Origin of the sequence: Bradyrhizobium sp. SZCCHNR1002 (assembly GCF_032381435.1) — a bacterium.
GTDB classification, from domain to species: domain Bacteria; phylum Pseudomonadota; class Alphaproteobacteria; order Rhizobiales; family Xanthobacteraceae; genus Bradyrhizobium; species Bradyrhizobium aeschynomenes.
The window spans coordinates 1,405,320-1,418,423 of sequence record NZ_JAUHIS010000001.1; the positions used below are offsets into that span (position 1 = coordinate 1,405,320).

General features: G+C 67.3%; 14 protein-coding genes and 1 pseudogene. 5 read left to right on the forward strand and 10 right to left on the reverse strand.

What is annotated here, in order from left to right; all coding sequences use genetic code 11:
* Window positions 1-88 precede the first annotated feature (88 nt).
* From QX108_RS06310 to QX108_RS06325, 4 genes are all read left to right on the forward strand, one after another.
* Window positions 89-556 (forward strand): RidA family protein, encoded by a 468-nt coding sequence (locus QX108_RS06310; RefSeq protein WP_315720586.1) that lies wholly within the window; start codon window positions 89-91, stop codon window positions 554-556.
* 30 nt (window positions 557-586) lie between these two features.
* The gene (locus QX108_RS06315) at window positions 587-1,339 is read left to right on the forward strand and encodes a glycerophosphodiester phosphodiesterase (protein ID WP_315780394.1); all 753 of its coding nucleotides are present in this window, start codon (window positions 587-589) and stop codon (window positions 1,337-1,339) included.
* A gap of 101 nt (window positions 1,340-1,440) precedes the next feature.
* Complete coding sequence (locus QX108_RS06320) at window positions 1,441-2,649, forward strand: GNAT family N-acetyltransferase (protein WP_315780393.1); 1,209 nt, start codon at window positions 1,441-1,443, stop codon at window positions 2,647-2,649.
* Between the two features lie 60 nt (window positions 2,650-2,709).
* A complete protein-coding gene (locus QX108_RS06325; RefSeq protein WP_315780392.1) occupies window positions 2,710-3,135 on the forward strand; it encodes an HIT family protein in 426 nt (141 codons plus the stop codon).
* Here the strand turns inward: QX108_RS06325 and nadC are convergent, their stop codons facing one another.
* The 8 genes from nadC to QX108_RS06365 form a co-directional block, all read right to left on the reverse strand.
* Entirely contained in the window at window positions 3,136-3,984 is an 849-nt protein-coding gene (gene nadC / locus QX108_RS06330; protein WP_315780390.1) for a carboxylating nicotinate-nucleotide diphosphorylase, read from the reverse strand.
* Window positions 3,981-5,534 (reverse strand): L-aspartate oxidase, encoded by a 1,554-nt coding sequence (locus QX108_RS06335; RefSeq protein WP_315780388.1) that lies wholly within the window; start codon window positions 5,532-5,534, stop codon window positions 3,981-3,983. The genes nadC and QX108_RS06335 overlap by 4 nt, the downstream gene beginning before the upstream one ends.
* Window positions 5,531-6,517 (reverse strand): quinolinate synthase NadA, encoded by a 987-nt coding sequence (gene nadA / locus QX108_RS06340; protein ID WP_315780386.1) that lies wholly within the window; start codon window positions 6,515-6,517, stop codon window positions 5,531-5,533. The genes QX108_RS06335 and nadA overlap by 4 nt, the downstream gene beginning before the upstream one ends.
* A 68-nt stretch (window positions 6,518-6,585) precedes the next feature.
* Window positions 6,586-7,542, reverse strand: a complete 957-nt coding sequence (locus QX108_RS06345; protein ID WP_315780576.1) for an NrtR DNA-binding winged helix domain-containing protein — start codon at window positions 7,540-7,542, stop codon at window positions 6,586-6,588.
* The gene (gene tsaA, locus QX108_RS06350) at window positions 7,539-8,036 is read right to left on the reverse strand and encodes a tRNA (N6-threonylcarbamoyladenosine(37)-N6)-methyltransferase TrmO (RefSeq protein WP_315780384.1); all 498 of its coding nucleotides are present in this window, start codon (window positions 8,034-8,036) and stop codon (window positions 7,539-7,541) included. Before tsaA ends, QX108_RS06345 begins: the two co-directional genes overlap by 4 nt.
* Before the next feature lie 67 nt (window positions 8,037-8,103).
* Window positions 8,104-8,448: an AzlD domain-containing protein gene (locus QX108_RS06355; protein WP_315780381.1), complete on the reverse strand. Its 345-nt coding sequence runs from the start codon at window positions 8,446-8,448 to the stop codon at window positions 8,104-8,106.
* Complete coding sequence (locus tag QX108_RS06360; protein ID WP_315780379.1) at window positions 8,445-9,191, reverse strand: AzlC family ABC transporter permease; 747 nt, start codon at window positions 9,189-9,191, stop codon at window positions 8,445-8,447. The genes QX108_RS06355 and QX108_RS06360 overlap by 4 nt, the downstream gene beginning before the upstream one ends.
* Window positions 9,192-9,292: 101 nt before the next feature.
* Window positions 9,293-10,237, reverse strand: a complete 945-nt coding sequence (locus QX108_RS06365; RefSeq protein WP_315780377.1) for a lytic transglycosylase domain-containing protein — start codon at window positions 10,235-10,237, stop codon at window positions 9,293-9,295.
* A 195-nt stretch (window positions 10,238-10,432) separates the two neighbouring features.
* Between QX108_RS06365 and QX108_RS06370 the strand changes: the two are divergent.
* A pseudogene (locus tag QX108_RS06370) lies at window positions 10,433-11,366 on the forward strand (glycine reductase).
* A 59-nt stretch (window positions 11,367-11,425) separates the two neighbouring features.
* Here the strand turns inward: QX108_RS06370 and QX108_RS06375 are convergent.
* Together QX108_RS06375 and QX108_RS06380 are read right to left on the reverse strand one after the other, a co-directional pair.
* Entirely contained in the window at window positions 11,426-11,953 is a 528-nt protein-coding gene (locus QX108_RS06375; RefSeq protein WP_315780375.1) for a hypothetical protein, read from the reverse strand.
* 37 nt (window positions 11,954-11,990) lie between these two features.
* Window positions 11,991-13,004, reverse strand: a complete 1,014-nt coding sequence (locus QX108_RS06380; protein ID WP_315780373.1) for a carbon-nitrogen hydrolase family protein — start codon at window positions 13,002-13,004, stop codon at window positions 11,991-11,993.
* Between the last annotated feature and the right edge of the window lie 100 nt (window positions 13,005-13,104).

A 13,104-nucleotide genomic window follows, 5' to 3' on the forward strand; every position in this document is an offset into this window, starting at 1 on the left:
GGCTGCTTGCATGTCACTGGCAACTGCGCCAAACAGGGCGGCGGTCCGGCACGGGACCGGTTCTCAGGCGACAGGACAGGGATTTGAGATGGCGGGTACGGTCGAACAAAATCTGACGGCACAGGGCATCACGCTGCCGGCACCGAAGGCACCGGTGGCCAATTATGTTCCGTTCGTGCGCACGGGCAATCTGCTGTTCGTCTCCGGGCAGGTCTGCCTCGGCGGTGACGGCAAGATGATCGCATCCGGCAAGCTCGGCGGCGGAGTCTCGCTGGAGGATGGCTATGCGGCGGCGAAGGGCTGCGGCATCAACCTGCTGGCGCAGGTGAAGGCGGCCATCGGCGATCTCGACAAGGTCGTGCGCGTGGTCCGGCTCGGCGGCTTCGTCAATTCGGCGCCCGACTTCCTCGACGGCCCCAAGGTGCTCAACGGCGCCTCCGACCTGATGGTCGCCGCCTTCGGCGACAAGGGCCGTCACGCTCGCACCACCGTCGGCGTGTCGGCACTGCCGTCGGACGCGGCGGTGGAGGTCGAAGGCGTGTTCGAGGTCGAGTGAGCTCGAAACTGGGAAGAATGGACGGGGCGAATGCGCGCACCTGACTGGCTGACGGCCCGCCCCGTCGCCCATCGCGGCCTGCATGATGCGGCCAGCGGCATCATCGAGAACATGCCGGCCGCCGCGCGTGGCGCCGTCGCCGGCAATTTCGCGATCGAATGCGACATCCAGCTGTCGGCCGATGGCGAGGCGATGGTGCATCACGACTACGAGCTCGGCCGTCTCACCGAGGGCTCCGGGCTGCTGATCGAGAAGACCGTCGCCGAGCTTAAGGCTATCCGCTTCAAGCAGACGGACGAGCGGATGATGACGCTCAAGGACCTCTGCGACCTGATCGGCGGACGCGTGCCGCTGGTGGTCGAGGTCAAGAGCACCTTCCAGGGCGATCATCGCCTGGTCCGGCGCATGGCCGAGGTTCTCGCCTCCTACTCCGGCCCGGTCGTCGGCATGTCGTTCGATCCCGACCAGGTCCGCGCCTTGCGCGAGACCATGCCGAACCTGACCCGCGGGATCGTCGCCCAGCGCACCTATGAGGACGGCTATTGGGCCAAGCTCACGCAGGAGCAGCGCGACGGCATGCTGCACCTCAAGCACGGCATGAGCACGCAGCCGCATTTCGTCGCCTATTGGGTGCAGCAGCTTCCCGCGGCGGCGCCGTGGGTCGCGCGCAACGTGTTCGGATGTCCGCTCCTGACCTGGACCGTCCGTACCCCCGAGCAGCGCGCCACTGCGGCGCGCTACGCGGATCAGATGATCTTCGAAGGGTTTACGCCGGAGACGTGAGGCTGGCCTTGAACTCGGTGCTGCGATGCACGATCTTGAAGACATGGCAATCCGGGGGTCGCTTCTGAGCGTTCCCAGCCAGCCTCTTGTTCAAGGGTTCGATGGCCTCACCTGAGATCACGCTCGAAGCCGTTCCCGGGATGTCCGAGATCCCGGCCGCCGCCTGGGACGCCTGCGCCAATCCCGGTGGCCGCCTCGCACCCGGCTCATCCGCTGGCTGCGGCCCGTCCTACAACCCGTTCGTCTCCCACGCTTTTTTGTCGGCCTGCGAAGCCTCCAGCTCGGCCACGCTGCGCACCGGCTGGGCGCCGCGGCATCTGGTGGCGAAGCTCGGCGACGAGATCCTCGGCGTCGTGCCCTGCTATCTGAAGTCCCACTCGCAGGGCGAATACGTCTTCGACCGCGGCTGGGCCGATGCCTATGAGCGGGCCGGCGGGCGTTATTATCCGAAGCTGCAGGTGTCCGTTCCCTTTACGCCGGCGACCGGGCCGCGGCTCTTGATCCGCCCCGACCAGGACCGGGACATGATCGGCAACGCTCTCGCCCAAGGCCTGAAAGCGCTGTGCGGGATCAGCGAGGCCTCCTCGGTGCACGTGACCTTCGCCCGTCAGGCCGAGTGGGAGCTGCTGGCCGCACAGGGCTTCCTGCAGCGCACCGACCAGCAGTTCCACTGGCACAACCAGGGCTTTTCCAGCTTCGACGATTTCCTGGCGACGCTGAACTCGCGCCACCGCAAGGCGATCAAGCGCGAGCGGCGCGATGCGTTGGCCGCGGGGATCACCATTCATTGGCTGACCGGCAAGGACATCACCGAGGACGCCTGGGATGCGTTCTTCGACTTCTACATGGACACCGGCTCGCGCAAATGGGGCCGGCCGTATCTGAACCGCAAGTTCTTCTCGCTGATCGGCGAGAGCATGGCGGACGACGTGCTGCTGGTGATGGCCAAGCGCGAGGGCCGATGGATCGCGGGCGCCATCAACTTCATCGGTTCGGACACGCTGTTCGGCCGCAACTGGGGCGCCACCGAGCACCACCCGTTCCTGCATTTCGAGGTCTGCTACTATCAGGCCATCGACTTCGCGATCCAGCACAAGCTGGCCGTCGTCGAGGCCGGCGCGCAGGGCGAGCACAAGATCGCGCGCGGCTACCTGCCGCAGACCACCTACTCCGCCCACTACATCGCCGACCGCGGTCTGCGCCGGGCCATCGACGACTACCTCAAGCGCGAGCGCGCCTACATCGAGGAGGCCGGGCGCGAGCTGGCTGAATCGGCCCCGTTCCGGAAGGAGGCGGACGAGCAGCCTTGACCGGCGGCGCGTCCGGATGGAAGTAAGGCGCACCACGAGGAACCGCACAAGGACCTGCCGATGACCGCCTACGATCCCAACAACCCGTTCGCAAAGATCCTGCGCGGCGAATTCCCCTGCGTGAAGGTCTACGAGAACGACCACGTGCTGGCCTTCCTCGACATCATGCCGCGCGTCCCCGGCCATACGCTGGTGATCCCGAAGGCGGCGGCCCGCAACATCCTGGATATCACCGAGGAGGATTACCTCCACGTCGGCCGCGCCGTGCGGACCATCGCCCGCGCCGCCAAGACCGCGTTCGCTGCCGACGGCATCACCGTGCAGCAGTTCAACGAGCATGCCGGCGGCCAGATGGTGTTCCACCTCCACGTCCACATCATGCCGCGCCACAACGGGGATTCCCTGCTGCCGCCGGCGAGCCGCAAGGAGGATCCGAAGGTGCTGGAGGACAACGCCGCGAAGCTGATCGCGGCACTGAAGGGCTGATCAGGCGTCGTCGAGGCCGATGTCGAGCGCGGCCGAGGAATGCGTGATCCAGCCGGCCGAGATCAGGTCGACACCGGCCGCCGCGATCGCCGGCGCGGTGTCGACGGTGATCCGGCCCGACGCCTCGGTGATCGCCTTGCCCCGGACCATGGCGACCGCGCGTTCGAGCTCCGCCGGCGTCATGTTGTCGAGCAGGACAGCGTCGACGCCCAGCGCCAGCGCCTCCTCGAGCTGCGCGAGGTTGTCGACCTCCACCTCGATCTTCACGAGATGGCCGGCATGAGCCTTGGCCCTCGTGATCGCCGCCTCGATGCCGCCGGCAATCGCGATGTGATTGTCCTTGATCAGCACCGCGTCATCGAGCCCGAACCGGTGATTGCCGCCGCCGCCGGCGCGCACCGCATACTTCTCCAGCGCGCGCAGCCCCGGCGTGGTCTTGCGTGTGCACACGATCTGCGCCCGCGTGCACTTCACCGCCGCGACCAGCGAGGCAGTCGCGGTGGCGACGCCACTCAGGTGGCAGAGGAAGTTCAGCGCGACGCGCTCACCGGTCAGCAGCGCCCGCGCCGGGCCGCTGATGGTGGCGATCGCGTCGCCGGCCGTCACGGCGCTGCCGTCGGGCCGAACGATCTCCATGCGGACCTCGGGCGAGACCGCCTGGAACGCGCAGCGCGCAACCTCGAGCCCGGCGATCACGCCTTGCTGGCGCGCCCGCAGCTTCAGGGAGGCGCGCTGCTCGGCGGGCACGATCGCATCCGTGGTGACGTCGCCGGCGCGCCCGAGATCCTCCAGCAGCGCCATCCGCACCAGGGGCTCGTAGAGCAAAGGCGAGAGTGGATTGAGGGTCATGATGCGACGCTCCTGAACGAGGGACGCTCGGTCTCGGCGATCTCCCGCGCGGCGGCGATCGCGGACGCCCATGTGAAGCGGGACGGCTGCGCAACAGGCAGTGTGTCCGAACAATCGGTGCGGCAATGCCCGCCGCGGCTCTCCGCCCGCGCCAGGGCCGCAACCGACATCATCAGGCCGACCACGGCAGGATCGGCCGCAGCCTCTGCTCCCAGCGCCAGCGGGAGCAGGCTCCGGATCGCGACTGTCATCCGATCGCGGTCGCGCAGCACGCCGAGCGCATTCGACAGCAGCGGGCGTACCGCTGCGGGATCGGATGCGGCGGGGATTGCTGCGGCCTCTCCGGGCTTGGCTGCGCGTGACGGCGAGCCGGCCACGCTCTCGGCCACCCATTGCGCGCAGACGATGGCTTCCATCAGCGAGTTGCTGGCGAGGCGGTTGGCGCCGTGCAAACCGGTGCGGCTGACCTCGCCGCAGGCCCAGAGACCATCGACGGTGCTGCGCCCCATCGCATCCACGGCGACGCCGCCCATATGGTAGTGCACGGCCGGCCGCACCGGGATCGGATCGACGGCCGGATCAATCCCGGCCATGCGGCAGAACGCGGTGATCACGGGATAGCGCGCCGCGAAGGCGCTGCCCGGCTTCTGCCTTGCATCGAGGAATGTGCGATGGCCCGCCGCGCGACGACGCCAGACCGCCCGCGCCACGACGTCACGCGGCGCGAGTTCCGCGCCGGGCTCGTCGGCCATGAAGCGCGTGCCGGTCTCGTCGATCAGCACCGCGCCATCGCCGCGGATCGCCTCGGTCAGCAGCGGCAGCGGCCGCGACGGTCCGTCGAAGGCGGTGGGGTGAAACTGCACGAATTCGAGATCGGACAGCACCGCCCCTGCCCGCGCCGCCAGCGCCAGTCCCTGGCCGAAACAGCCGGAGGGATTGGTACTGTCGAGGAAGAGACCACCGATGCCGCCGGTCGCGATCACGACGCGCGCCGTGGCGAGCACGAGCGGCTCCTCGCCGCGCACCGCGAGCACGCCCTGAATGGCATTGTCAGCGACGATCAGCCGGCGCGCTTCGACGCCTTCCAGCAGCGTCACCGACGGACAGCGCCGGACGGCCCCGATCAGCGCACGCATGATCTCGCGCCCCGTTCCGTCGCCGGTGGCGTGGACGATACGGTTGCGGCTGTGCGCAGCCTCCAGGCCGAGGCGCCAGCGCCCGCTCGCGTCGCGATCGAATGCAACACCGAGCTGTGCAAGGCGCTCAACCGCCGCCGGCGCCGCTTCGATGATGCGGCGTGCCGCGGCTTCATCGCACAGGCCCGCGCCGGCAAGGAGGGTGTCCTGCAGATGCAGCGCCGGCTCATCGTCACCGCCGACAGCGGCGGCGAGGCCGCCCTGCGCCCACATGCTCGACGCCTCGGCGCCGAGCGGCGACTTCGACAGCAACACGACGGGCTCTGGCGCGAGCTGCAGCGCGGTCATCAGTCCGGCGGCACCGCCGCCGATGATCACGGGACAACCCATGAGTTGCGAGAGATCGATGCTCATACCGCCAGCATCCTTTCCACCGAGCGCCGCGCGCGCTCGGCCATCGCGGGATCGATCGTCACCTCGTGCGTGTTGGTCTCAAGCGCATGACGGATGTTCTTCAACGTGATCCGCTTCATGTGCGGGCACAGATTGCAGGGCCGGATGAACGCGATGTCCGGATACGAGACCGCAACGTTGTCGCTCATCGAGCATTCGGTCAGCAGCACCACCCGCGCCGGCCGCTTCGCGCCGACATAGTCGGACATCGCCGCGGTCGAGCCGGCGAAGTCGGCTTCCGCCACCACCTCCGGCGGGCATTCCGGATGGGCGAGCACGGTGACGCCGGGATGATCGTCACGCAAGGTGCGGACGTCCTCGGCGGTGAAGCGCTCATGCACTTCGCAATGGCCGTTCCAGGCCGTGATCCTCACCTTCGTCTGCACCGCGACATTGCGGGCCAGATACTCATCCGGCAGCATGATGACGTGATCCGTGCCGAGCGACTCCACGATCTCCAGGGCATTCCCCGACGTGCAGCAGACATCGGACTCCGCCTTCACCGCGACCGACGTGTTGACATAGGCGACCACCGGCACGCCGGGATGGCGCGCGCGCATCAGCCGGACGTCGGCGGCGGTAATGGATTCCGCGAGCGAGCAGCCCGCATCGAGGTCCGGAATCAGCACCGTCTTCCCGGGATTGAGCAGCTTCGCCGTCTCCGCCATGAAGTGTACGCCGGCGAGCACGATCACCTCGGCATCGATCTTGGTGGCCTCGCGCGCCAGCAGCAGGCTGTCGCCGACGATGTCGGCGACGCCGTGGAAGATCTCGGGTGTCTGATAGTTGTGCGCGAGCACCACGGCGTTGCGCCGCCGCTTGAGCGCCAGGATGGCTTCGACATCCTCTTCAAAGACGGCCCATTCGGGCGGAGGGATCACTCGCCGCAGGCGGTCAGGGAAAGACGACTGCGGCGCGATCGCGGGCAGAATAAGCTCGGCCATTTATACTCTCCATGAGCATAAGATGGCTTATACTTATCCTGAGCATAAGTCATGTCAAGAGCTGGAGATCACGACCGCGAGAGCGGCAGCTTGGTTCCGACCACGGCGCGTTCTGCCAGCACGCCCTGCCGGAAACGAAACAGCTTGGCCGGTCGGCCGATCGTGTCGGCCGCCATTGCGCCCGTTTCTTCAACGAGTTCCTGCTGCTCGATGAGGCGGCGGAAGTTCTGTTTGTGCACCAGCCGTCCGGCCAGCGCCTCGACGCTGCGTTGCAATTGCAGCAGCGTGAATTCGTCCGGCATCAGCTCGAACACGACCGGACGATATTTGATCTTGGCGCGCAGCCGGGCGATGCCGGTGGCGAGAATACGGCGATGATCCCCCGTCATCGCGAGGCCGGGAACGGCAGCCTCGCCGCCCTGCTCGCGCACGCTCTCGGGGATCAGCGCCGCCTCGTACAACAACTCGTAGCGCTGCAGCGCCAGCTCCTCGTTCCATTCGCGGCCATCGAGGCCGAAGGTGATGGCGGCACGGCGCCATCGCGTCTTCTGCAGCGCCGGCTCATCGGCTGAGCGCGCCCAGGCCTTCAGCTTCGGCGCGATGATCTTCGCCAGGATAGCCGGCGGTCCGTCGCGATGATCCTCCCAGGGGAAGTAGTCGTACCAAGACGACCATTGCGCATCGCCGCTCTCTCGCCCCTCCTCCTCGCGCGTCAGGCCGAGATAGCTGATGGAGATGCGATGCGGCGCCTCGGGATCTCCCGAGCGGCCACGATCGGCGAAGGTGTAGAGCTGCTCGACATAGCCGAGGGGATGGCCGGTCTGCGCCTCGACCCAGGCACGCAGCCCCATCTGCAGCGAGCGGTGCGCAAACTGAAACGGCCCGCTCGGCAGCGCCGCAGCGTGCTCGATCGTCATGATCCGGGGATCGCCGTCGGTCACCGCGACCAGCACGGCAACGAGATCAGCAGTGATCGCATCCAGCGGAGTCACGGTCTTCTGCGGCCGCTTGTTCACGTTGGCTATCGAGCTCCGCCATTGTCGTTGTCGCCAGAACCCGGCGCCTGCGTGAACACGCAATGGTCCGGCTTGAGGTCGATCAGCGGCGTCTCGTCGAGGCAATCGAGCCCGCGCACCAGCACGGTGCTTTCCTCCAGCGCGACGAAGCGGACGGTCGACACGCCGATCGGATTGGGCCGCACCGGCGAGCGCAGCGCGAAGGTGCCGCGGGTCTCGCCATCGTGATGGCGCGGGCTCTGCCTGACGAGATCGCGGCGGGCGCGGTTGAGCCAATACAGCACCTGCAGATGGCTGAAGGCGTCGATGCCCTGCAGCGCCGGGACCCACGGCTCGAAGATCTCCAGCCGGCACACCGGCCCCTCGAAGCTGCCCTGACGCGGCGTCTCCAGCCGCGAGGTCCAGGGCGTGCGGATGCGGCCGATGAAATACAGCGAGGCATCGCGCGGCAGCGGCACGTCGACGGCGACTTCGCCCGGGCGTAGATCAGTGTCTGTGGTCATTCCGGAATCCTCAGGCCTTCCGGCAATCTAGCCGAACGCGGTGGCGCCGCAATTGCGGCCGCGCAATTCAGCCGAGCCACCATTTGCCGGCCAGCATGACCGCCTCGCCGCAGACGACGCCGGCGAAGATCGAGCGGCGCATCGCCAGGAAGGCGGCGAGGCCGGCGACGACGGCGCCATAGCGCAGGCCCCAGGGCACGCTGGCGAGCGCGCCGGGCGGCTGCACCAGGATCTGGGCGATGACGCCGGCGAGGATCGCGGTGGCGACCGCTTTGACCCACATCAGCAGGTCCGAGCCCTCGTCGAGGCCGCTGCCGAACCACAGGCCGAGCAGGCGCCAGATCTGGTTCGGGATCACGCCCGCTACCAGCAGCACGAGGAGCGCGTGCCAGTCGCCGATGAAGTCGCTCATGCCGCCTCCCGTCGCTCGCGCCATTTGTGGACGCCGAAGGCGAGCGTGCCCGCGACGACGCCGCTGACCAGGATGTCGACGCCGCTGTTGAGCTGCGCGGCCAATGGATAGAGCACGAGTCCGAGACCGAGCGCGAGCACGTCGGCGAGCTCCTTGGCATTGCGCAAGGTCGAGAACAGGAACGCCAGCGGCGTCAGCAGCAGCACGGCGGCGCCGAAGGTCTGCGAGAGGTTGGCGGCCAGGAGATAGCCGATGATGGTGGCGACCAGCGCCACCCCCATCAGCCCGGAGCCGAGCCCATGCACGAAAGCGATGCGGCGCTCGCGCGGCACATGCGGCAGGAAGCGATAGCATTCGACCCACAAGGTGACCGCGGTGAAATGCGCGATCAGCACCAGATGCCGCCGCCTGGTGTCAGGCGAGCGGATCAGCGGCAGCACCGCCACCACCATCGGAAACAGCCGGATCGCGCTCATGGTGACTGCGATCGCCGACTGCAGGATGGTCTGGCCGGAGCCGAGCGTCGAGACCAGGATGATCTGCGCCGGGCCGGCCCACACCAGCACCGTGCTCAGGATCGCCCAGAGCATGCTGAAATGCGTGTCGTGCGCGAGCGCGCCGATGCCGATGAAGGTGACGAACAGCACCAGCGACAGGATGGTGGCCGACGTCGCGCGCAGGCCCCAGCCGAACGCCTTGAGCGAGCCTTGCCATTGCGGAGAATCGAGTGGAGGAAGTGTCACGGGCGGCCCAGCGGAACGGACCGCGATAAGGCTGGCGAAACCGCTCCGCGTCAACCACCACCACGCGCGCGCGGCTCTGCACGCGGCGCAAGCCGTCCGCCTCAGGCCCGGTTGCGCAGCACGAAGCAGGCGCCGCCGGCGCGGCGGATGCGGTTGCAGAGCGCGTCCGCCTCGGGCCGGGTCTCGGCGCCGATCCGCACCTGGTAGAAGGCGCGGTTGCCGCGTGAGCGCATCACCGACGAAAGCAGGCTCGGGTCGCGATCGCCGATCACCGCGCCCAGCCCCTTGATGGCGCGCGAATACATCGAGAGTGCCCGGTTGCGGTCGAAGCCGGCGGCGAGTTGCACGCCCCAAGGCTTCGCGGCCGACAGCGCGACGTGCTGCTCGAGCTCTCTGACGAACGGGTTGGGTGCGCGCTTCAACAGCGCCATCAGCTGACGACACGATGTCGGCGGCGGGTTCGGTCGCGCCTTGCCGCCCTTCCCCGCGGCAGCCCAATCGTCGACCGACGCGCCGGTGATGGCCGAGACGTAGTTGCGCGTCTCCCAGGGCATCTGTCCCTTGCCGGCAAGCCAGTCCTGCACCCGGCGGGGACCGGCATTGTAGGCCGCGGCGGCAAGACCGAGATTACCGAACTGATTGCGCAGCTCGGCCAGAAACTCCGCCGACTTCGGCAGGGCCTGCACCGGGTCGAACGGATCGAGCAGCTCGCGCTCGCTCGCCGTGCCCGGCATGAATTGCGCAATGCCCTGGGCACGCTGGCCATTGCGCGTCACCGGCCCGACGGCATCGGTCTGGAAGCGGCTCTCCTGCCAGATCACCCGTGCAAAGAATTCGAGCGGCAGGTCGTTCGCCTTGGCGGCGGCTTCGATCATCAGGCAGATCGCCTCGCGCGTCCCGCTCTCCTTCGGCTCGGCCGGTTTGTCGTCTTCCTTCGCGCCCGCGGACGTCGCGCCTCCGTCCCCCGACCCTGCCGGCGCCCCGTCCGCCAAGGGCCAAACGGTCTCGCCCTCGTTGGCGGCGACGTGACCGGTCGTCGCGACCATGAGGCAGACAACGACACCAAGAGCTGCCGAGATCGAAATATGCATGAAGACGATGAAGAACGGTCGGACCGATTGCCGGCGAGCCCAATTGCCGACAGACAAAGCTTCAGGGCCGCCCGGGTTCCAACACGCGACGCCTTGACACGCACCGCCGCGCCGCTAGCAATCGGGCGATCGCTTCAGGAACGCAAACCAATGACCGCAACCACCGACGACAAGCTCGGTTTCGCTCCCGAGGAGGCCGCCCCGCTGTCCTACATGGCGCGGACGCGCGACTATTATCTCGCGATCGGCTATGACACGCCCTACCGCTGGGCGCACTACACGTCGGCCCCGTTCCAGCCACTGCGCAAGCCGCTCGCGCAGTCCCGTGTCACCCTCATCACCACGGCCGCGCCCTACGATCCGGCGAAAGGCGATCAGGGGCCCGGCGCGGCCTATAATGGCGCAGCCAAGTTCTACCGGGTCTATGACGGAGACACCTCGGCGCAGCATGATCTGCGCATCTCCCACATCGCCTATGATCGCGCGCACACCTCGGCCGACGATTCCGGCACCTGGTTTCCGCTGCCGCAACTGATACGGCTCGCACGCGAGGGCCGCATCGGCGCCATCGGACCGCGCTTCTTCGGCGCGCCGACGAATCGCAGCCAGCGTGTGACGATCGAGACCGATGCGCCTGAGATTCTCGCGCGCTGCCGCGCCGACGACATCGACGCCGTCGTGCTGGTGCCAAACTGCCCGGTGTGCCATCAGACCGTCAGCCTCGTGGCACGGCATCTCGAAGCCAATGGCATTGCCACCGTGGTGATGGGCTGCGCCAAGGACATCGTCGAGCATGCGGCCGCGCCGCGCTTTCTGTTCTCGGACTTCCCGCTCGGCAATTCCGCCGGCAAGCCGCACGACACCGCGTCGCAAGCCTTCACGCTCGAGCTCGCGCTGCGTGTTCTGGAAAGTTCACCAGCCGCACGGACGACCGTGCAATCACCATTGCAGTGGAGCGCCGATCACGGCTGGAAGCGCGACTACAGCAACCGCCATGCTCGCTCCCGAAGAGCTCGCGCGGCGGCGGGCCGAATTCGATGCGCAGAAGGCGATCGCACGGGGCGTTCGCGAGACATCGACCTAGATGTCGCCGAACTCGTTCGCCCTCATCTGAAAAGATCGAAGGATCGAGAAACCGACGACCTACTTTTCTTCGGCCTTTGGCTCCGGCCTTTGAAATTGAATATTGCACTTCTTCGCGATCGAGGCCTGCTCGATGGCCACCATCTGCCCCTTCATGTTGCCCAGCTCGGCGGCAGTCTGCTTATCTCCTCCGACGAGAAATGCTGCCGGCCAGAAGATCACGACGGCTGCCGTGGTCGCAATCGTATCATTCGTCCGCTGCTTGTCTTGAGCCCCGGAGAGAACAGCGGCGCGCGAAGAGACGCTCTGAGCCTCCATTGCAAGCTGCTGGCAGTTGTAGGACTGATAGATCATGGGAGAAACGTAGGTCGGCGTAATGTCAGCCGAACTCGACGCACAAGCGCCAAGAAGAAAAGCGCCAAGAAAAAGAGCGCCCAAAAGGCCGATATTGCGCCACTCTACGAACATAGATTCCCCCCGTGCCCACGAAATCGTGAAGCAATCTGGGGGCGAACGCAAGCCGTTTGAGCCGTCACCGACGCAATTGAGCCTGAATATCTCCATCATCAGGGTGACACGGTTTGCCAATGTATCCGTCGATGGCGGCCGCGTTGCCCCCGGCCGGTCACCCGGCCGCCTGGGCCTCCCCCGGCGCGACGGTGTCGACGGGAAGCGCAAACGTTTCCACCCGATTGAACGGCTTCTTGTTGAGCAGCAGCCGCGTGACGTCGGGCCGCGAATAGTGCCCGGCGGGATCGGCGGCGTTCTTGGCGATTCCGATCATGCCGAGATCGATCTCGGCGATCAGCAGGCCCTCCTGCTCGGGCGGCAGCTTCTCGACCAGCATCGAGCCGTCGGGCCCGAAGATCGCGGCATGGCCGCCGCCGACATGCAGCAGCGCGTGCTTGTCGGGGCGGTCGCAGAGTTCGTCGATCATCGCCTGCGAGACCGTGGCACAGGGCGCCAGCACGAAGCACGAGCCCTCCACGGCATAGACGCGCGAGGCAGCGTTGTTGACCTCGGCGCCGAGCGCCGGCGCGAACGGATCGTACAGCGAGAAGCTCGGCCAGGACGCGACGTGCACTTGCTCGTTTTGGGCATACATCGCGTATTTCGACAGCGGCTGCAGATGCTCCCAACAGCACAGCGCGCCGATCCGGCCGATATCCGCGCGGTCATGCACGGCGAGATCGCTGCCGTCGCCCTCGCCGTAAACGGTGCGCTCGGCATGGGTCGGCCGCAGCTTGCGGCGCTTGCCGATGGTCTCGCCGTCCGGACCGATCAGCCATTGCGCGATGTAGAGGCTGCCGCCGTCGCGCTCGGACAGGCCGAGCACGGCCGTCAGCTTCGCCTTGCGCACCGCGGCGCGCAGCGCGTCGGCCCGCGGGCTGTCATAAGCCAGCGAATTGTCGAAATAGCGCTGCACGAAGCCGCGGCCGATGCACCAGGCCGGCGAATCCATCCAGATGTGCCAGGGATAGCCGGGGATGAACACCTCCGGGAATGCGATCAGCTTGGCGCCCTTGTCGGCGGCCTCCTCGATCAGCGCGATCGTCTTCTTGATCGAACCGTCCAGGTCGAGCCAGGCAGGCGCCGCCTGCACCACCGCGACCTTGTATTTCGGATGTGCCAGTCCCATCGCTCGTCTCCCCTCGTCCGGATCGGCGGCGCAAGGCGCCGCGCCTCGCCGGGGAGTATTGACCTCGGCCGTCATTCGCGCTCGTCTTGGTGGGAACGAA